Here is an 18612-nt window from a genome sequence, read left to right as displayed (position 1 = left end):
GTTGCGCAGGAATCCACTACAACTTTCTCCACACCGAGGACAAAGCCGTTCGGCCGGGTCATGGTCCGGCCACCGGCGCGGGTGACGTTCGGGGCGCGTACCGGAGTGGTCCGGGCCGGAAGTCAGCGGTGCCGGAACGGGCCGTCCAGGGCCGCCCACTGGAGCAGCATGATGGTCTTGGCGTCGGCGATGGCCCCGCAGCGGATCATGGAGAGAGCCTCCTCGAAGGGGAGTTCCACGGTCTCGATGTCCTCACCCTCGGCCGCGACCCCGTGCGCACCGGCGGTGGCTTCCGTCGAACGGTAGGGGGCGGCGAAGAAGTGCAGGCGTTCGGTGACCGAGCCGGGGCTCATGTAGACGTCGAAGACCCGCTCGGGAGTGCCGACGAGGTGTCCGGTCTCCTCGGCCGCTTCCCTGCGGATGGCTTCCTCGGGGCTGTCGCCGTCGAGCAGCCCGGCGGCGGTCTCGATCAGCATCCCGTCGTGGTGCCCGTTGACGTAGGCGGGCAGCCGGAACTGACGGGTCAGCAGAACGGTGCGGCGACCGGGGTGGTAGAGCAGAATCGTGGCTCCGTCGCCCCGGTCGTAGGTCTCGCGCTGCTCCCGGCTCCAGTGGCCGTCACTGTGCTGATAGTCGAAGGTCGTCCTGCGCAGGACGTACCAGTCGCAGGACAGCACCTCCACATCACTGATGCGCACCCGTGGATTGCCGGTCAGGTCGCGGCCGTGCCGGTCCAGACCGGTGCGTCCGCGGCGGTCGGGGGTGTCCAGGCCTGCGGTCATGATGTGCGCTCCTCGCGGTGGATCCGGTTCTCAGGCCAGGACGGTGTGGACACCCGCATCGCGCAGGGCGGACAGCGTCAGAGGGCCATTGGGGTGGGTGGCGGCGTCCTGGGCCGCGCTGTCGGTGACGAACACGTCCACCGCGCCCACGGCGGCGACCTGACTGAACGCGCGCACCCCGAGTTTGGTCGCGTCGGCGACGGCGATGGTCCGGTCCGATTGCGCGAGCGCGGCCTGCTTGACGGCCGCGTCGTCCAGCGAGAACTCCGACCAGCCGTATTCGGCGTGCACACCGCCGATGGACAGTACGAAGCAGTCGAAGGCCAGCGCCTCGATGGTGCGAAGGGCCAGCGGGCCGACCAGCGATTGTTCACCGGGGCGGGACCGGCCGCCGACGATCAGCAGTTCGATCCCCGGCCGGTCCGCCAGGCGGACCGCGGCCTGAAGACTGACCACCGCCACTGTCAGGGGCGCCCGTTCGGCCAGGTGCTCAGCGACGTGCACGGTGGTGGTGCCCGCGTCGAGAAGCACCCGGGATCCCGGCTCCACCATCGCGGCCACGGCCGCACCGAGTCGGTCCTTCGTGGCGGCCTGCCACGGCTCACGGGCACAGAAGCCCGCGCCCTCCTCCCGTGCACGCGTGGCGACCGCACCGCCGTGCACCCTGCGCACCAGCCCCTGCCGCTCCAGTGCGTCGAGATCCCGGCGGACGGTCATTTCGGAGACCCCCAGGCGATGGGAGAGCTCCGACACGGAAACCCGGTCGGAGCCCTGCACCAATCGCAGGGTCAGGTCCAGACGATTGGCGACACCCATGACTCATTTCTAACACATCGATGTCCGATTGAACATCCGGATGTGAGAAAACCGAACGGCTCCGGGAACCAGGACGGCGCGGAACCCGGAAAAGGGCCTGGGCTCAAAGCCCAGACCCTTCCCTCATGACGCCGTTCGACCTGTCCGGCCGCGCGCTAGCTCTCTTCGCGCTGGTGGTACGTCTTTCGCGTGTGTTCCGTGTGCGCCCGCATGATCTCCGCAGCCCGCTGCTCGTCGCGCGCGGAGATCGCCGCGATGAGCGAGCGGTGCTCGATCCAGGACTGGGTGCCGCGCCGGCGTGCCACCGGGGTGTAGTACCAGCGCACCCGGCGGTCCACCTGCCCGGCGAGTTCGGAGAGGACGACATTGCCCGCCAGCTCCATGAGCTTGGCATGGAAGGCCGCGTTGGTGGCGACCGCCAGGTCCACGTCGTCGTCGGCGACGGCCTGCTCGCCCTTGGCGCAGAGCTCCTCCAGCGCGGCGATCCCGGCGGCGCCGGAGTTGGCCGCGGCAAGACGGGCGGCCTCGGCCTCCAGGAGGGTGCGGACCGAGAGCAGTTGGTCCGCCTCCTCCTCGGTGGGCTCATGGACGAACGCACCCTGGGCGGGCCGCAGATCGACCCAGCCCTCGGTGTTCAGCCGCTGCAACGCCTCCCGCACCGGCTGCCTGGACACTCCGAGATGGCCGGCCAACTCGCTCTCGACCAGATGCTGGCCGGGACGGAGCGCACGCGTCGTGATGAGCTCGAGCAGCGCCTCGTACACGCGCTCGCGTAGCGGACCGGGCCGCTCCAGCTTCGGTACAGCCCCTTGCGGCAGCCCTGTGGACAACATCCCGATCCCCCTCCGCACGACGAGCAATTGCTTATCGTCTACAGTCTACCGAGCGCAACGCCCCTCAGGGACAGCGGATCACCTGACCCGCGTACGAGAGATTCCCGCCGAAGCCGAAAAGCAGCACCGGCTCGCCACTGTGGACCTCACCGCGCTCCACCAGCTTGGACAGAGCCATCGGAATGGACGCCGCGGACGTGTTGCCGGAATCCACGACATCCCGGGCGATGACCGCGTTGACCGCACCGATCTTCCTGGCGACCGGTTCGATGATCCTCAGATTGGCCTGATGCAGTACCACCGCGGCCAGATCCTCGGGGGCGACACCGGCCTTTTCACACACCCTGCGGGCGATGGGCGGCAGCTGCGTGGTGGCCCAGCGGTATACGGACTGCCCCTCCTGCGCGAACCGCGGGGGCGTCCCCTCGATCCGCACCGCGTTCCCCATCTCCGGCACTGAACCCCACAGCACGGGGCCGATCCCGGGCCGGTCACCGCCGTCCGGCTCCGCGACGACGACCGCCGCACCGGCTCCGTCGCCGAGCAGGACACAGGTGCTGCGGTCGGTCCAGTCCGCGATGTCCGCCATCTTGTCGGCGCCGATGACGAGGACGCTCTCGGCCGCGCCCGCCCTGATCGCGTGGTCGGCGGTGGCGAGGGCGTGCGTGAAGCCGGAGCAGACGACGTTGATGTCCATCACCGCGGGCGAGCCCATGCCGAGCCGGGCGGCGACCCGGGCCGACATGCTCGGTGAACGGTCGATCGCGGTGGAGGTCGCGACAAGAACCAGATCGACTTCGGCGGGCTGCAGCCCCGCCGCGGCGAGCGCCTTGGCCCCCGCGTGCGCGGCCATCTCGTCCACCGGCTCGTCAGGGCCTCCGACATGGCGGGTCTTGATGCCGACGCGACTGGTGATCCACTCGTCGCTGGTGTCCACCATGGCCGCCAGATCGTCGTTGGTGAGCACCTTGGCGGGCTGATAGTGGCCGAGCGCCACGACACGTGAGCCGGTCATGTACAAGATCCCCTCGCTACATATGCAGGAACCATCCAGTCTTGGTCGCTACTGCCCGGTACAGGGGCACGTGATCCCACAGGATTACCGCTCGGTCATTGGAGGCTTGGCAACAGCGCCGACCTCCCAGAAAGCATACTGCAGACAATATTCTGTCGACTGGCGTCGTCTCCTGTTCCTTCGCTCGGTCCAATCCTCGGTCCACTCGCCGAACGGAGAGCCCCGTGAGAGTCGCAGTTGTCGGCGCCGGTGCCATCGGCGTCCATGTCGGGGCCGCGCTCCACCGCACCGGCGCCGAGGTCCACCTCATCGCCCGCGGCCCGCATCTGGCCGCAATGCGCCGTGAGGGCGTCCGCGTGCGCGTACTGCGGTGTCGGCTGCAATGTCACACTCCATGTGCAGGGCAATGAGATCGTCAAGGTCACCTCTCCGCACGACAATCCGGTGACCCATGGCAACCTCTGCATCAAGGGCCGGTTCGGCTTCCAACACGCACAGAATCGGGTTTAACCGCTATGGGACGGGTCACCGAGCGCCGCCGCACCATCCGAATCCGGGACGGGGCCGTCTCGACGCGCCCCGATACGCTCGTCGCCGAGGAGCCCCTGGAGATCCGGCTGAACGGCAAGCCGCTCGCCATCACGATGCGCACGCCGGGCGACGACTTCGCACTGGCGGCGGGCTTCCTGGTGAGCGAGGGCGTGATCGGTGACGGCTCCGAGGTGCAGGGAATCGTCTACTGTGCCGGGGCCACGGCGGACGGCGTCAACACGTACAACGTCGTGGACGTGAAGCTCGCCCCCGGCGTCCCGGTCCCCGACATCACACTCGAACGCAATGTGTACACCACGTCGTCCTGCGGGCTGTGCGGCAAGGCGAGCCTCGATGCGGTGCGCACCACCACCCGGCATCCGATCGCCGACGCACCCCCGGTCCGGGTCGAGCCCGCCCTGCTCGCCGCTCTCCCCGACCGGCTGCGCGCCGCGCAGCGGGTCTTCGACCGGACCGGGGGTCTGCACGCGGCAGCACTGTTCTCCGAGACGGGTGAGCTGCTCGACGTCCGGGAGGACGTCGGCCGGCACAACGCGGTCGACAAGCTCGTCGGCCGGGCTCTGACCGACCGCCGGCTGCCGCTGTCCCGGGCGATTCTGCTGGTCTCGGGGCGGGCCTCGTTCGAGCTGGCCCAGAAGGCGGTGATGGCCGGGATCCCGATGCTCGCGGCGGTCTCGGCGCCGTCGTCCCTCGCAGTCGATCTGGCGGCCGAGACCGGACTGACCCTGGTCGGCTTTCTGCGGGGTCCTTCCATGAACGTGTACGCGGGTGAGCACCGCATTGCCCTGGAGGCGACGGTCGGCCGGGGCTGAGGCGCCTCGCCCGTCCTGCACGGGTCAGGGATCCGGTCGGCCGGGAGCGCCCCCTGCGGCCGGCCGGTCCCACCCCGGGCGGGGCTCCGGGCGCACCGTCAGCTCACCGTGACGGGCTCCTGTGACACCGCACCGTTCTCCCGGTTCTCCTCCTGCGGATCGCGCGAGCGGCGCTTGGCGATCACCGCGCACACCATCAGCTGCATCTGGTGGAAGAGCATGAGCGGCAGTACGGCGAGGGACGCCTGCGCCCCGAACAGGACGCTCGCCATCGGCAGCCCGGAGGCCAGGCTCTTCTTCGAGCCGGCGAACTGGATGGCGATCCGGTCCCCACGGTCGAAGCCGAGCCGCTTCGCCCCGTACCAGCTCAGCGCGAGCATCAGCGCGAGCAGCACAGCCTCGGCAGCGAGCAGCGCTCCGAGCCTGGCCGGGGTGACCTGGTGCCAGATGCCCGCGACCATGCCTTCGCTGAACGCCGTGTAGACGACGAGCAGGATCGAGCCTCGGTCGACATGGCCGAGGACCTTCTTGTGGCGGGTGATGAAGCCACCGATCCAGCGGCGCAGCAGTTGCCCGGCGACGAACGGCAGCAGCAGCTGGACCCCGATCTTCAGCAGCGCATCGGCCGAGAATCCACCGCCGTCGTTACCCAGCAGCGCGGCGGCGAGCAGCGGCGTGAGGAAGATTCCGGCGATCGAGGAGAAGGAGCCCGCACAGATCGCCGCGGGCACATTGCCGCGGGCGATCGAGGTGAAGGCGATCGACGACTGGATCGTCGAGGGGACGAGGCACAGGAAGAGGAAGCCGCTGTAGAGCTGCGGCGTCAGAACGTACGGAACCAGCCCCTTGCCCGCGAGACCGAGCAGCGGGAACGCCACGAAGGTGCAGACGAGGACAGTGAGGTGGAGCCGCCAGTGCTTGAGGCCGTCGAGTGCCTCGGCGGTGGAGAGGCGGGCGCCGTACAGGAAGAAGAGAAAGGCGACGGCTCCGGTCGAGGCACCGCCCGCCACATCGGCGGCGGTCCCCGACGCGGGCAGTGTCGCCGCCAGCACGACCGTGCCGATCAGCGCCAGGATGTACGGGTCGACCGGCAGCCAGGACGGCAGTTTCAGGGTGCGGCGGCTCATGTGCTCCACATGTTCTCTTGGTTCTGGTCGTGCCCGCTCCATCCTGCTCTTGACCACCGCGATCGGGAATCCGGCATACCACTCTCACTGTCATCACGATTAGCGATAGCCTGGCTCCATGTACGACCCCGCGCAGTTGCGTACCTTTCTCGCCGTCGCCCAGACACTGAGCTTCACCCAGGCGGCCCGCCGGCTGGGTGTGCGGCAGTCCACGGTGAGCCAGCATGTGCGGCGCCTGGAGGATGCGACGGGGCGGCAGCTGTTCGCCCGGGACACGCACCGGGTCGATCTCACCGTGGACGGTGAGGCGATGCTCGGTTTCGCCCGGACGATTCTTCAGGCCCATGAGCGGGCCGCGACCTTCTTCACCGGCACCCGGCTGCGCGGGCGGCTGCGGTTCGGGGCCTCCGAGGACTTCGTGCTGACGCGGCTGCCGGAGATTCTGGAGTCGTTCCGCCGTGACCACCCGGAGGTCGAGCTGGAGCTGACGGTGGAGCTCTCCGGGACGCTGCACCAGCGGCTGGCCGCGGGCCGGCTCGATCTGGTGCTCGCCAAGCGGCGCGTCGGCGACACGCACGGCGAGCTGGTCTGGCAGGACGCGCTGACCTGGATCGGCGCACCGCAACTGCGGATCGACCCGGACCGTCCGGTTCCGCTGATCCTCTTCCCGCCGCCGGGCATCACCCGGGCCCGTGCTCTGGAGGTCCTGGAGGAGCACGGCCGGTCATGGCGGGTCGCGTGTACGAGCACCAGCCTCAGCGGACTGATCGCTGCGGCCCATGCGGGCCTGGGCGTGATGGCTCACAGCCGGGGGCTGATCCCGCCGGGTCTGGCGCCGGTGCCGGCCAGAGCGGGTCTGCCGGAGCTGGGTGATGTGGATTTCGTCCTGCTGCACGGCCGCCGCCGGGACGGGGCGCAGGAGGCCGCGGACGCCCTGGCGGCGGCGATCCTGGCGGGCGGCGACCGGTTGATCCGCGGTGTCGGCGCAATCGGTTCGATCAGTGGCCGGGATGGCGCATGACCGCACGCCGGCACGGGGAGAATGGACGGCAGTCGCAGTTCCGCGACCGACCCGGCCGGGTCGGGCATGCGCGGGCCCGTCTGCGGACCAATACCCTCGCACCCGCTCGAAACGGAAGTGACAGCGGCGTACAGATTCGGTGGAGATTCCGGCGTCGGCCTCTTACTCCGCGGTCTCAGCCACGCCCGAGCCTTGCCCATCTGGCCGGATTTCGGTGGCTGACCTGTGCATATGCCACGTTGTCCGCCGTTACGGGACCCTCCCGCCGCGCCGCCCGGTGGGGTAGCGTCACGGCGCTGTGCGGAGCGCCACAAGGAGCAGGTCATTGCGCGAGTTCACTGTCCCACCCATGGCGGCCGCGCCCCTTGTAGGCGGGCTGGCCGATGTGGTGTTCGACTACCCCGACGAAGATCCGCACCGGGTCGCGCTCGGCCGGAAAGACGCGAGCGGACGCTGGCAGGACGTCACTGCGGCAACGTTCCGCGATGAGGTGCTGGCGCTCGCCAAGGGGCTGATCGCGCACGGCGTCAGATTCGGCGACCGGGTGGCCCTGATGTCGCGTACGCGCTACGAGTGGACGCTCCTCGACTTCGCGCTGTGGACGGTCGGCGCCCAGTCCGTACCGGTCTATCCGACATCCTCGGCCGAACAGGTCTTCTGGATGCTGCACGACGCCGATGTGTCCGCCATCGTGGTCGAGCACGAGGACCATGCGATGACGGTCGCGTCGGTGATCGACCGACTGCCGCGGCTCAAGCGGCTCTGGCAGCTGGACGCCGACGCGGTGGCCGAGCTCGTCGACGCGGGCGCCCGTGTCGAGGACGAGGTGGTGCACCGCCACCGGCGCGCGGTGACGCCCGAGTCGGTGGCGACCATCATCTACACCTCGGGCACGACGGGACGCCCCAAGGGCTGCGTGACCACTCATGCCAACTTCATGTTCGAGACGGACACCATGGCCGCCCGCTGGAAGTCGGTCTTCCGCTCCAAGCCGGGTGACGAGGCGGCGACCCTGCTCTTCCTGCCCCTGGCGCATGTCTTCGGCCGCATGGTCGAGGTCGCGGCGGTCCGCGGCCGGGTGAAGCTGGGCCATCAGCCGGAGCTGTCGGCGAAGGCCCTGATGCCGGACCTGGTGTCGTTCCGGCCGACGTTCATCCTGGCGGTGCCGTACATCTTCGAGAAGGTCTTCAACGCTGCCCGGCGCAAGGCCGAGGTGGAGGGCCGGGCCGGACCGTTCGACAAGGCCGTGGACATCGCGGTGAAGTACGCCGCGGCGACGGAGGCACGGGCGTTCGGGACCGGTCCAGGGCCGTCGGCCGGGCTGCGGATGCAGCACCAGTTCTTCGACAAGGTCGTGTACAAGAAGGTGCGCGAGGCGATGGGCGGCCGGATCCGGCACGCCATGTCCGGCGGTTCGGGGATGGAGCGGCAGCTCGGGCTGTTCTTCGAAGGCGCGGGCGTCACCGTGTACGAGGGGTACGGGCTGACCGAGTCGACCGCGGCGGCCACCGCCAATCCGCCGGAGCGCACCCGGTACGGCACGGTCGGGCAGCCGATCCCCGGCACCACCGTGCACATCGCCGAGGACGGCGAGGTGTGGGTGCACGGCGGCAATGTGTTCGCGGGCTATCTCGGCGACCCGAAGGCCACCGACGCGGTACTGCGCGACGGCTGGCTGGCCACCGGGGATCTGGGGGCGCTCGACGAGGACGGCTATCTGACGATCACCGGGCGGAAAAAGGAGATCCTGGTGACGTCCGGCGGCAAGAGTGTCTCGCCGGCCGGTCTGGAGGAGCGGGTGCGGGCACATCCGCTGGTCGCGCAGTGCATCGTGGTCGGCAACGACCGACCGTACATCGCGGCCCTGGTCACGGTCGACCAGGAGTCGGTGGACCACTGGCTGTCCATGCAGGGGCGGCCGCCCATGCGGCCGGGGGATCTGGTGCGGGATCCGGACCTGGAGATGGAGGTCCGGCGCGCGGTGGTGGCCGCCAACACAGCAGTGTCGCAGGCCGAGTCGATCCGTACGTTCCGGATTCTGGCGCATCCGTTCAGCGAGGAGCACGGTCTGCTCACGCCGTCCCTGAAGCTGAAGCGCAAGGCGATCGAGACGGCGTACGCGGCGGAGGTCGACGCGCTGTACCGCTGAGGCACGGCCGTGCCTCAGCGGTTGAGCGCCTGCTAGGTGATCGAGATGCGGAACAGCTTGTCCGCGCCGTCCGGTTCGCCTCCGTTGTTGTCGCAGTTGGTGGTGGAGAGCCAGAGCTGGTCCTGGCCGGGCACTTTGGTGACCGTGCGCAGTCGGCCGTACGTACCGACGTAGTACGCGGTCGGCGTGCCGAGGTTCTCGGTGTCCCCGGTGATCGGCACCCGCCACAGCCGTTCGCCCTTCAGCGCGGCCATGTAGATGACATTGCGGACGATGGCGATCCCGCTGGGCGAGGCCTCGGAGACGTTCCAGGTCTTCTTCGGGTTGGTCATGCCGGCGGTGGAGCAGCTGCCCTCACAGACGGGCCAGCCGTAGTTGTTGCCCGGCTTGATGAGGTTGAGTTCGTCCTTCTTGCTGTCGCCGAACTCCGCCTCCCACAGGCGTCCTTTGCCGTCGAAGGCGAGGCCCTGCGGGTTGCGGTGGCCGTAGCTGTAGACATAGTTGCCGAACGGGTTGCCGGGGGCGGCCTTGCCGTCCGTGGTCATCCGGAGGATCTTGCCGTTGAGCGAGTCCTTGTCCTGCGCGAGGTCGGGGGTCTGGGCCTCGCCGGTCGACGCGTACAGGTAGCCGTCGGGGCCGAAGGCGAGCCGTCCGCCGTTGTGGTACCTGCTCTTCTTGATCCCCTGGAGCAGGACCGTGTATCCGCCGAGCGAGCTGCCGTCGTATGTCATGCGGGCGACGCGGTTGCCCTCGGACGCGGTGTGCATGAAGTACACGTAGTGGTTGGTGGACCACTTGGGGTCGACGGCGACGCCGAGCAGGCCGCCCTCACCGTTGGTCGTGACGACGCCCGGCACTGCACCGACCTGGGTCCTGGTGCCGCCGGGGGTGACCTCGAAGACCTTGAAGCTGTCCCGTTCGGTCACCAGCGCTGTCTTGCCGTCGGGCATCCAGTAGGTGCCCCAGGGGATGGACCAGCCGGTGGAGACGGTGGCGATGCTCGACGGTACGCCGCCGTCGGTGGCGCAGGCCGCGGTGGTGAAGGTGACCGTGTTGCTCGGCGGCGAGACATTGCCCGCAGCGTCCTTGGCAACGACGTCCAAGGTGTACGGGCTGGCGCAGGCGAGCCCGGTGAGGGTGGTCGTGGTGGCCGGCGGGGTACCGGTCACGGTCTTGTAGACAGTGCTGCCGCTGCGTACCTCGTAGGCGGTGACGGCCTTGTTGTCCGTCGACGCTCCCCAGCTCAGGACGATGCTGTTCGCGGTGAGGCCCGAGGTTGACAGGGTGCCGGGTGCCGAGGGCGCGGTGGTGTCGGAGCCGGGCAGGGTGGTGCAGTCCACGATCGGGCTGACCGACGACACGTTGCCGGCCGCGTCACGCGCGAACAATGTGATGTTGTACGTGGTATTGGGGCTGAGCCCGGTCAGGTTCTTCGTCGTGGCGGTGCCCGTCGCCTCCGCGAACTTGTTGCCGTGTTCGTAGATGTCGTACGCGGCAACGCCCACGTTGTCGGTGGCGGCGTCCCAGTTCAGCGTGAGGCTGTCCTCGGTGATCGCCGAGCAGCTGGGCCGGCCGGGTGGGGTGGGTGCTTGTGTGTCCGATGAGGTGACCGCGAAGTCGATGTAGTCGAGGTTGGGCAGCCCGTTGGCCGTCGTGGACGTCAGCCGGATCTTGTTGCTGCCTGCCTTGACCGGGGTGGTCAGGGTGGAGGTGGCCCAGGTGTTCCAGTCGGCCGTGGCGTTGAAGGCGCGGGCGGCCGAGACGACCGTGCCGCCCACGGCGACATCCGCGGGCCGACCGGCCGTCGTGCCGTTGGAGTACCGGATGGCGATCTGTCCGGTCCCGGCAGAGGCCGCGGTGACAGTGAACTCCACATAGCTGCCGACGACATTGTCGCCGTTGACGAAGCCTGTCCCGGAGTAGCCGGAGTGATTGGACTCGGCGGCGCCCTGGACGATCGTCGCGGACTCCGCCTCGTACCGGGTGGCCGCCGCGGAGGCGGATTGCGGCACCGCCTGCACCAGGCCGGTACAGAGCAGCATGACCGCGAGCGCGGCCACTCTTCCTCGTAACGTGGTGAGTGTGCTGGCCTTCATCTGAACCTCCGTCAGGGAACCCAGTAGTTGCCGGATGCGACGATCATCGACTGCAGCTGGACGCTCCCGCCGTAGTAGAGCTGTGGGTCGATCGAGGTGGCGGCAAGCTTGCTCCAGAGCGCGTCGAGCCAGGCCTGGGAGCTTGGGTCGGTCAGCGCGGTCACGACGAACGGGGCGGTGAATGCCATGTCGTTGCCGCTGTCGAACGCCGTGCCGTTCAGGTGGTAGCCGGTGACGATCCTGTTCGGGTCGCCGCCGGTCCTGGACTTGATCCAGGAGTTGAGCTTGCGCGCCGAGGCGAGCGAGGCCGCGTCCCCGCTGGTGACGGCATCGGCGCCGATGCGCCACGGGTCGCGGCAGGCGTTCCAGGAGTAGTCGCCGTCGCCCGGGCCTTCGAGCACCTCACCCGCAGCGGGCTTGGGCGTGGTGTTCGTGTTGACGACGAAGTCCGCCAAGAGGCCGGTGTTCGCCGCGTACTTGGACTGCTGGGTGGTAATCAGATTCTGATGGGCCGTGCGCACGGTGTCCCAGGTGCCGTCGCCCGTGGCCGTCTTGAAGGCGCGGAAATGGTCGATCAGCCAGTCCGAGGAACGGGTCATCCAGTAGTGGGACTCACCGGAGTCCGACCAGTCACCGAGCAGCATGAGGTGGGTGGTCGGGTTGACCTCGCTCTTCTTGATGGCGTTGATGTGCTTGACCGCGAGATCCTTGTAGTTGTACGTGCCCGTGGATCCCCACTGCTTGTCGGCGAGGAGCAGCCCGTAGGCGGCGTCGAGGTCCCCGTCCGTCGCCGAGTCGGAGCCGTCGACGCTCTTGCAGGAGGCGTCCTGCTCGGCGGCGAGAAGGTCGGCGTTGTTGACCGAGGGGTGCGCGAGCATGTACTTCACCATGCCGTCGAAGACGGTCTTCGCCTCCGGGTCGGCTCCGGCCATCGTCGCGGTGACGACCATGCCGTAGCCCTGGGCCTCGGCGACGTAGGGGTGGTCGGCGTCCGGTGAGATGACCTCGTACCAGCCGTTGCCACAGTTCTTCCTGACGAACGCGGACTTCCAGGCGTTGTACGTCTTGATCACGGCCTGGTCGAGCGCGGACTGTGAGCCGGACGGCTTCAGCGTCCCTGCGGCGTACGGGAATCGATGGCTGCCGAAGGGCACTGCGGGACCACCGGCGGCGTCTGCGCTGTCCAGGTAGTCGAGGTTGGGGCCGCCGTTCGCCGTGGTCGCGGTGGCACGGATCGTGTTTGTTCCGGCGACGAGCCGGGCGGTGATGGTCTTCGTCGCCCAGGTGTCCCAGGAGCCGGTCCCGTCGAAGGCCGCCCCGGAGGCGACGACCGCACCATTGACGCTGATGTCCATCGGGCGGTTGGTGGTCGTACCGTTGGCGTAGCGGATGGCGAGCGAGGTGCTGCCCGCGGTGGCGTTCACCGTGAACTCCACCGACGAGCCGGCGACGTTGGTGTAGTCGACGAAGCCGGTGCCGGAGTAGCCGGTGTGATTCGTCGCCACGGCCGCCCGGTACAGGCTCGCGTTCTCGGCCTCGTACGCGGCCGTGGCGGCCGAGGCCTTCGGAAGGTGGGCGAGCAGGGGCAGAAGCAGACAGCTGAGTCCGGCGAAGACGGCCACGATGCGGCGTGGGGGTGCGGCAGGGTGCACGGTGATCCCTTCCGGTTCGACGTTAGGAAAGGTTCCTAACCAACACTGCATAGGATTCCCTGGGGCTCGTTCTGTCAATGCCCCGCGCGGGCCCAAATCCCGGAACGCGTAAGCGGGTTGACCGGATCGCGGGCAGCCCGGAGGGGCGACGGGATCAGCCCGCCGCCCCGTGTCCGAGAGGGCGTTCTACCTCCTGTCGAGGTGGCCGGGATCGGACACGGTGACCCTTCCGGTGCCGTACGCCGATGTCGCATTGCCGCCCGGGTAGGCCGTACCGATCCAGGTCTCGTCGATCCGCAACCGCTGGTGGCGGCTCGTGTCCGTGGACGCGGCATAGGTGCTGGTGACCTCCAGCCGGACGCGCCGGGAACGGGTCGCGGGGATGTCGATCACCGCGACCCCGCGCGCACTGGGCAGCGTGCCGGACTTCACCGGACTCCCCCAGTCGGCGCCGTCGCTGCTGACGTACACGCTGTAGTCCTTGATCCGTGCGGACTGCTCGGTATCGGATCGCGGGTAACTCACCGAGTCCTCACGCTGGTTGATCCCGATGTACCGCACTTTCCCGGACGATCCGAGGTCGTAGTCGAGTCGCGCGGGGAGCGACTTGTCGTTGTCCCAGTAGGTCAGGTAGCTGCCGTCGGCGGCGGCCGCCGCCGCGTGCCCGGGCGCCGAGGCACCGGCGGTCATGATGTAGGAGGAGGGCGCAATGATGCCGGTGCGCCCGGCCGTGGTCACCTTGAAGACCGTGTCGTACGGATCCCAGGCCCCCAGGCCGGTGAGGCTGAGGGTGCCTCCCGACTGCCCGAAGCGGACGCGGGCTCCCGTACGGAGGTTGGTCACGCGCTTCACCCGGTACCCGTTGTCCCGGATCTTCAGGGTGGAGGTGGATGGCGGGGTGAGGACATGGATGTAACTCAGGTCGGGGTGGGCCCGGTTGACGGTCGTGACGCCGTGGGCACCGTCGTTCCAGAAGCCGGGCTTCAGCCCGCCGTACATGTATCCGCCGCCCTCGACCCCGTGCAGCGACTCCCGGATGGGGTCGAGGAAGGAATCGGCGAACGTGTTGAACGCGGCCTGATTGGCCGGAAAAACGCCGTTGACCTGAGCCGTCTCGGCCATCAGCGCCTTGACCGAGGAGCCCGCGTTGGTGATCAGCCGCCCGAGGGTGAGCTTCCTGTCCACGGCAGGATCGGAGCCGTCGTACCACCAGGCCCCCGTGGACGGCAGTTTGAAGTCGGCCTCGGTGAGCCGGGGCTGTGCCGTGTAGACCGCCTGCGGATAGTCGTACGGCGGCGTCATCCCGGTCTTCTGCTCATTGCTGACCATGTCCATGATCGGCGTGTCCTCATTATTGTTGCTGATCGTGTAGTGGGGGCGCTTCCGATAGATCTGCGCGTAGAGGTCATGGCTCTCCCAGTACGCGTTGTCGTTGTCGATCCAGAAGCCACCGAGGTCCGGATAGCGGTCCATGACCTCGAAGAAATTGTCGTAGCTGAACTGCCCGAAGCCGTCCCGGGTGGTCAGGTCGACGGAGCTGCCCTTGTACGCGGAGTACGCGGCCGAGTCCAGCCACTCGTGCCCGCCCTCGTTGTGCCATTTGGGGTCGTCCGTCATGTAGAGGATCGTCCTGAGCCCCTTCGCCTTGGCGGCTGCGATCGTCTCGCCCAGGAAGTCACGCTCGGTGGAACAGCTTCCCGGGATACCGGACGGCCAGGGGCGGGCGTAGCCGAGGCGACTGTGAAAGGTGGCGAGCACCAGGTACTGGGCGTGCAGTTTCTGGGCCTCGGTGACCCAGTAGTCGGGATTCCAGCCGCCGGAGGTGACGTCGGACTCCCAGTCGGCGCAGTCGGTGTGCGCGGGTGCGGTGCGCTCACCCCAGTGCAGGAAGAGGCCCGCGGTGGCGGAGCGCAGAAAGTCCTGACGGGGGTTCTGCAACTCGGCCCGGGCCGGTGCCTGCAGGCCGAGAGCGCCGAGCAGCAGCACGACGACGAGCAGCACACGGGCGCGCGGACGTCTGCCGGTGTTCATGGATCAGCTCCTCAGACCAGTTGGTAGCCGCGCATGCCGGTGAGCAGAAGATGGGTGTCCTGCAGCGATCCCGAGGTGTCGCCGAGCGACCGGTAGATGCCCCACTTGGGCCGTACGCGGTCGGCGAGGAGGGTGTCGGCACCGGACTTCGACTTGTCGATGACGGTGGTCGAACCGTCCTTCAGAATCCAGCGGACCGAGCCCGCCGTACCGTCGCCGACCGTGATCCGAAAGTCGACGTCGATCCATTTGTTCTGCAGCGGTAGGAGGTCTGTGCGGCCGACGAGGATGTCGGCGACGGCGAGCTTGAGCTCGATGGTCTGTACGCCGTTCACCCGGCGCAGCGACTGCACGACGATCGGCGAGGTGCCGTTGCCCGGCTGCTTCATCTGCATGATGTGCGTGAAGGTGGTGGTCGCCTTCAGCGAGCCGGGGATGTACATCCGGTACGTGATCCGCCAGGTCTCGCCGGGCAGCCACTTGAGGTAGGAACTGCCGCTGGTGCGAAGTCCGGTCACTTCCTGGCGCTGACGGTCCGTCGAGGTGTCCCGGTCGACTGTGTGCATGTTGAACCGGAAGTTGTCGCCCTCGGTGAGGATGTGCGGCTGCCCCGCCGGATGGGAGTCGGCCCGGTCGTCCTCGACGGTCTCGAAGGCGCCGAGTCCGCCGCTGCTCGCCGAGGGCGACCAGCGCAGTCGCCAGCTCGCCGCATGCGCGGTGGCGGAGGGCCCGGCGGTGGCCGCCACGGCGCCGCCGATTGCCGCACCGAGTAGCGCTCGCCTGGAGGGATTCATCGCTTCGACCCCGCTCGGAGCAGAAGGCGGCCGGCCTGCGTGCTGTCCGGGCTGGTGAAGCTCAGGCCGATCGCGCCGTACGGGCGGTGATCCGACGTCTTCGTGCGGTCAGACATAAGCCGTACCAGCCTTCCTGAGGTGGGGTTCAGGATTGAGTGGGGTGTGGCTATTTTCTCCGGAGCCACCAACCGTTGCGTTCACAAGAGTGTTCAACGTTCAGCGATATGCTCCAGAGTTACGCCTTGACGGGACTCGGTCAATGGTCCTGACGAATAAGGTCGGCGCAATATCGAGTCGGTGTCGCGTCGATCCCGGTCGGGGCAGTGAGGGGTTGCTGAACGTCAGGTCGGCAGGGAATGCATCGCGCCCTGTGGTCGTTGAGCATGAGAATGCCAACCGACGACGTAAGGATCGACCGCTCGTGAGCAAGGTCCCCTCCATCACCCTCAACAACGGCGTCGAGATGCCGCAGCTCGGTTTCGGTGTCTGGCAGGTGCCCGACGACGAGGCCGCGAAGGCGGTCGCGACAGCCATCGAGTCCGGGTACCGGAGCATCGACACCGCCGCGATCTACGAGAACGAAGAGGGCACGGGCAGGGCCGTCGCAGCCTCGGGTGTCGCCCGCGAGGAGCTCTTCGTCACGACGAAGCTGTGGAACGCCGACCAGGGCTACGACTCCACCCTGCGCGCCTTCGACACCTCGCTCGACAAGCTGGGTCTGGACTACGTCGATCTGTATCTGATCCACTGGCCGGTGCCGGCCAAGGACGCGTACATCGACACGTACAAGGCCTTCGAGAAGATCTACTCCGAGGGCCGCGCGAAGGCCATCGGTGTCTCGAACTTCCTGCCCGAGCACCTGGAGCGCCTGCTCGGCGAGACCTCCGTCGTCCCGGTGATCAACCAGATCGAGCTCCACCCGCAGCTCCAGCAGGCCGAGTCGCGCGCCTTCCACGCCAAGCACGGCATCGCGACCGAGGCCTGGTCGCCGCTGGGCCAGGGCAAGGGCCTCCTGGAGGTCCCGACGGTCGTCGCGATCGCCCAGAAGCATGGCCGCACGCCGGCCCAGGTGGTGCTCCGCTGGCACATCCAGACCGGCAATGTGGTGATCCCGAAGTCCGTGACACCGTCCCGGATCGTGGAGAACCTCGATGTGTTCGGCTTCGAGCTGGACGCCGACGACCTGGCCGCGTTCGCCGCACTGGACGAGGGCAAGCGTATCGGCCCGAACCCGGGCGAGTTCAACCTCGGCGCCTGAGCCGTGTCGCTGCACCGTTGACGAACACAGACCGCCGCCCGGCTGCCGAGCCGGGCGGCGGCTCGCTGCCCAGGAAGGAACCGGAACATGAGCGGGGACACCGCACCCGTCGTCGCAGCGGGTCGCTACCGGCTGCGCAATGTGGGCAGCGGGCTGCTGCTGGATGTGTACGGCTCCGCCAAGGGCGCAGGCGCCCCGGTGCAGCAGGGTGAGGAGAGCGGTTCGGCGGCCCAGCACTGGGAGCTGACACCCGTGCACGAGGGTGCCGCGCTGTACCACCTGGTCAATGTCCACAGCGGCAAGCGGCTGGACGTCGCCGATGCCTCCACCGAGAACGGCGCCGTGGTCCAGCAGTGGCGGGCCAACAACTACGGCGCCCAGGAATGGCTGATCGAGCAGCACCTGGAGGCGCCGGGGGTGGTGACCCTGGTCAGTTTCATCAGCGGGCTCGTCCTCGAAGTGGCCGATGGCAGCACGGTGGACGGTGCCCGCGTCCAGCAGTGGGAGGACACCGACTCCCCCAGCCAGTGGTGGCAGTTGGAGCCGGTGTCGGACACCCCCATGGTCTGAGCCGTTGTCGTTCGGATTCGATCGCAGGCCCGGTAGAGCCATCGGGAATCCGGCCCCATGCCTGGCCAGGCTCCCGGCGGCCGGGACGTGGGCGGCGTCTGCCGCGCCGGCGCCACGTTCTGCCGCCCCGGTCGCCGGGTCCTGCCAAAGGCTCGAAGGCCACGTACGGCACGGCTGTCCAGCCGAGCTGGCAGCGCCTCGCCGTCCGGCTCCGGTATGGCGTGGCAGAAGTGTCCAGACTGGAACCCCGGCCCGATTCCGGCGGGCCGGGGTTCTATGTCAGGCGGGTGAATCGATCACCGGCCTTGTTAGTGGTGCTCGGTTACCGGCCACCGTGATGGTGCTCGATCACCGCTCTCAGTAGTCGTCGCCGAAGTCGCCGCCGCCGCCGTAGCCGCCACCGCCGTGGTGGCGCTCGATCACCCGGAAGCTGCCGACCACTCCGTTGTGGACCTTCACGCCACCCTTGACACGACCCGGGTGGACGCCGTCGCTGGAGCTCCAGGGACCGACGGTCGCCAGCGGGGCGCCGTTGTCGCAGGTCGCGCCGCGGAAGACCTCAACGGTCCGACGGCTGTCGTTGCGGATGTTGAGCGTCTTGGAACCAAGACCACTGACTACCGTGATGCAGCCGGTCTCCCGGGCGCTGAAGGTGCGCTCGTTGATGTGGACGCGGCCCTCGAAGTGGCGGCGACCCTTGTTCTCGCCACCACCCTTGTTCTCGTAGCCACCACCCTTGCCCTCGTAGCCACCACCCTTGCCCTCGTTGCCCTTGCCCTCGTTGCCCTCGTTGCCCTCGTTGCCGTTGCCGGATTCGCCACCGTTGAGGGCCGACACGGGGGCGGCGGCCTGCTGCTGGACGACCGGGGCAGCTTGGGCCGGCTCCGTGGAGGCGGCCGAGGCGTACGTGATGCCGGTGGCGGCCAAGGCCGCGGCAGCCGCGAGTGCGGCAGTAACGACAGTGGAACGCGTAACCATGTCACTTCTCCTGTCTCAGAGAGGCCGGCCGAGCAGCCGACCCGTAATTGAACGTACTGACGGCCCCCATAGCTGTCATATCGGACACGTTGGAAGGGGTGGGGTCGGGGCGCCAATCGGGGTACA

General features: G+C 68.4%; 15 protein-coding genes and 2 pseudogenes. 7 read left to right on the top strand and 10 right to left on the bottom strand.

Annotated features, from left to right (window positions below):
• Positions 1-122: 122 nt before the first annotated feature.
• From IEZ15_RS21475 to IEZ15_RS21460, 4 genes are all read right to left on the bottom strand, one after another.
• Positions 123-782 carry an NUDIX domain-containing protein gene (locus tag IEZ15_RS21475; protein ID WP_189278959.1) on the bottom strand — a complete coding sequence of 220 codons (660 nt, stop codon included), beginning with the start codon at positions 780-782 and terminating at the stop codon, positions 123-125.
• A 30-nt stretch (positions 783-812) separates the two neighbouring features.
• Positions 813-1598 carry a DeoR/GlpR family DNA-binding transcription regulator gene (locus IEZ15_RS21470; RefSeq protein ID WP_189278958.1) on the bottom strand — a complete coding sequence of 262 codons (786 nt, stop codon included), beginning with the start codon at positions 1596-1598 and terminating at the stop codon, positions 813-815.
• A gap of 155 nt (positions 1599-1753) precedes the next feature.
• Entirely contained in the window at positions 1754-2431 is a 678-nt protein-coding gene (locus tag IEZ15_RS21465) for a GntR family transcriptional regulator (RefSeq protein WP_189278957.1), read from the bottom strand.
• 64 nt (positions 2432-2495) lie between these two features.
• Positions 2496-3446 (bottom strand): beta-ketoacyl-ACP synthase III, encoded by a 951-nt coding sequence (locus IEZ15_RS21460; protein ID WP_114247664.1) that lies wholly within the window; start codon positions 3444-3446, stop codon positions 2496-2498.
• 98 nt (positions 3447-3544) lie between these two features.
• On the opposite strand from IEZ15_RS21460, the pseudogene IEZ15_RS47095 reads away from it, so the two are divergent.
• From IEZ15_RS47095 to fdhD, 3 genes and pseudogenes are all read left to right on the top strand, one after another.
• Positions 3545-3808 (top strand): annotated as a pseudogene (locus IEZ15_RS47095) (ketopantoate reductase family protein); the annotation flags it as partial.
• Positions 3801-3956, top strand: a pseudogene (locus IEZ15_RS21450) (2Fe-2S iron-sulfur cluster-binding protein); the annotation flags it as partial. The pseudogenes IEZ15_RS47095 and IEZ15_RS21450, both read left to right, overlap by 8 nt.
• A gap of 5 nt (positions 3957-3961) precedes the next feature.
• The gene (gene fdhD / locus IEZ15_RS21445) at positions 3962-4810 is read left to right on the top strand and encodes a formate dehydrogenase accessory sulfurtransferase FdhD (RefSeq protein WP_189278956.1); all 849 of its coding nucleotides are present in this window, start codon (positions 3962-3964) and stop codon (positions 4808-4810) included.
• 98 nt (positions 4811-4908) lie between these two features.
• On the opposite strand, the gene IEZ15_RS21440 is transcribed toward fdhD, so the two are convergent.
• Positions 4909-5937 (bottom strand): bile acid:sodium symporter family protein, encoded by a 1029-nt coding sequence (locus IEZ15_RS21440; RefSeq protein ID WP_189278955.1) that lies wholly within the window; start codon positions 5935-5937, stop codon positions 4909-4911.
• A gap of 118 nt (positions 5938-6055) precedes the next feature.
• On the opposite strand from IEZ15_RS21440, the gene IEZ15_RS21435 reads away from it, so the two are divergent.
• Both IEZ15_RS21435 and IEZ15_RS21430 read left to right on the top strand, forming a co-directional pair.
• A complete protein-coding gene (locus IEZ15_RS21435) occupies positions 6056-6958 on the top strand; it encodes a LysR substrate-binding domain-containing protein (protein ID WP_189278954.1) in 903 nt (300 codons plus the stop codon).
• 349 nt (positions 6959-7307) lie between these two features.
• On the top strand, positions 7308-9107 hold the full coding sequence (locus tag IEZ15_RS21430; RefSeq protein WP_189279016.1) for an AMP-dependent synthetase/ligase: 1800 nt from the start codon (positions 7308-7310) through the stop codon (positions 9105-9107).
• A 32-nt stretch (positions 9108-9139) separates the two neighbouring features.
• Here the strand turns inward: IEZ15_RS21430 and IEZ15_RS21425 are convergent, their stop codons facing one another.
• The 4 genes from IEZ15_RS21425 to IEZ15_RS21410 all read right to left on the bottom strand — a co-directional run bounded on the left by IEZ15_RS21425 (position 9140) and on the right by IEZ15_RS21410 (position 15680).
• Positions 9140-11203 carry a PQQ-dependent sugar dehydrogenase gene (locus IEZ15_RS21425; protein WP_189278953.1) on the bottom strand — a complete coding sequence of 688 codons (2064 nt, stop codon included), beginning with the start codon at positions 11201-11203 and terminating at the stop codon, positions 9140-9142.
• A gap of 11 nt (positions 11204-11214) precedes the next feature.
• Positions 11215-12855 carry a glycosyl hydrolase family 8 gene (locus IEZ15_RS21420; protein ID WP_189278952.1) on the bottom strand — a complete coding sequence of 547 codons (1641 nt, stop codon included), beginning with the start codon at positions 12853-12855 and terminating at the stop codon, positions 11215-11217.
• Positions 12856-13041: 186 nt separating this feature from the next.
• Positions 13042-14886 (bottom strand): alpha-L-fucosidase, encoded by a 1845-nt coding sequence (locus tag IEZ15_RS21415; RefSeq protein ID WP_189278951.1) that lies wholly within the window; start codon positions 14884-14886, stop codon positions 13042-13044.
• 11 nt (positions 14887-14897) lie between these two features.
• Positions 14898-15680, bottom strand: coding sequence for a Tat pathway signal sequence domain protein (locus IEZ15_RS21410; protein WP_189278950.1), 783 nt, complete (start codon positions 15678-15680; stop codon positions 14898-14900).
• Between the two features lie 421 nt (positions 15681-16101).
• Between IEZ15_RS21410 and IEZ15_RS21405 the strand changes: the two genes are divergently transcribed.
• Positions 16102-16938, top strand: a complete 837-nt coding sequence (locus IEZ15_RS21405; RefSeq protein WP_114247656.1) for an aldo/keto reductase — start codon at positions 16102-16104, stop codon at positions 16936-16938.
• An 87-nt stretch (positions 16939-17025) separates the two neighbouring features.
• Positions 17026-17508, top strand: coding sequence for an RICIN domain-containing protein (locus tag IEZ15_RS21400; protein ID WP_189278949.1), 483 nt, complete (start codon positions 17026-17028; stop codon positions 17506-17508).
• A gap of 357 nt (positions 17509-17865) precedes the next feature.
• Here the strand turns inward: IEZ15_RS21400 and IEZ15_RS21395 are convergent, their stop codons facing one another.
• A complete protein-coding gene (locus tag IEZ15_RS21395; protein WP_189278948.1) occupies positions 17866-18486 on the bottom strand; it encodes a hypothetical protein in 621 nt (206 codons plus the stop codon).
• Positions 18487-18612 lie beyond the last annotated feature (126 nt).

Origin of the sequence: Streptomyces atratus (assembly GCF_014648655.1) — a bacterium.
Taxonomy (GTDB): domain Bacteria; phylum Actinomycetota; class Actinomycetes; order Streptomycetales; family Streptomycetaceae; genus Streptomyces; species Streptomyces atratus.
Note: the sequence above shows the minus strand (reverse complement) of the source record. Positions and strands in the feature narration are given on the sequence as shown.

Excerpts from the sequence above, each read along its gene's own strand:
- IEZ15_RS21440 (WP_189278955.1), bottom strand. The coding sequence starts at position 5,937 with ATGAGCCGCCGCACCCTGAAACTGCCGTCCTGGCTGCCGGTCGACCCG.
- IEZ15_RS21475 (WP_189278959.1), bottom strand. The coding sequence starts at position 782 with ATGACCGCAGGCCTGGACACCCCCGACCGCCGCGGACGCACCGGTCTG.
- IEZ15_RS21430 (WP_189279016.1), top strand. The coding sequence starts at position 7,308 with ATGGCGGCCGCGCCCCTTGTAGGCGGGCTGGCCGATGTGGTGTTCGAC.
- IEZ15_RS21470 (WP_189278958.1), bottom strand. The coding sequence starts at position 1,598 with ATGGGTGTCGCCAATCGTCTGGACCTGACCCTGCGATTGGTGCAGGGC.
- IEZ15_RS21460 (WP_114247664.1), bottom strand. The coding sequence starts at position 3,446 with ATGACCGGCTCACGTGTCGTGGCGCTCGGCCACTATCAGCCCGCCAAG.
- IEZ15_RS21465 (WP_189278957.1), bottom strand. The coding sequence starts at position 2,431 with ATGTTGTCCACAGGGCTGCCGCAAGGGGCTGTACCGAAGCTGGAGCGG.
- IEZ15_RS21415 (WP_189278951.1), bottom strand. The coding sequence starts at position 14,886 with ATGAACACCGGCAGACGTCCGCGCGCCCGTGTGCTGCTCGTCGTCGTG.
- IEZ15_RS21395 (WP_189278948.1), bottom strand. The coding sequence starts at position 18,486 with ATGGTTACGCGTTCCACTGTCGTTACTGCCGCACTCGCGGCTGCCGCG.
- IEZ15_RS21400 (WP_189278949.1), top strand. The coding sequence starts at position 17,026 with ATGAGCGGGGACACCGCACCCGTCGTCGCAGCGGGTCGCTACCGGCTG.
- IEZ15_RS21410 (WP_189278950.1), bottom strand. The coding sequence starts at position 15,680 with ATGAATCCCTCCAGGCGAGCGCTACTCGGTGCGGCAATCGGCGGCGCC.
- IEZ15_RS21425 (WP_189278953.1), bottom strand. The coding sequence starts at position 11,203 with ATGAAGGCCAGCACACTCACCACGTTACGAGGAAGAGTGGCCGCGCTC.
- IEZ15_RS21435 (WP_189278954.1), top strand. The coding sequence starts at position 6,056 with ATGTACGACCCCGCGCAGTTGCGTACCTTTCTCGCCGTCGCCCAGACA.
- fdhD (WP_189278956.1), top strand. The coding sequence starts at position 3,962 with ATGGGACGGGTCACCGAGCGCCGCCGCACCATCCGAATCCGGGACGGG.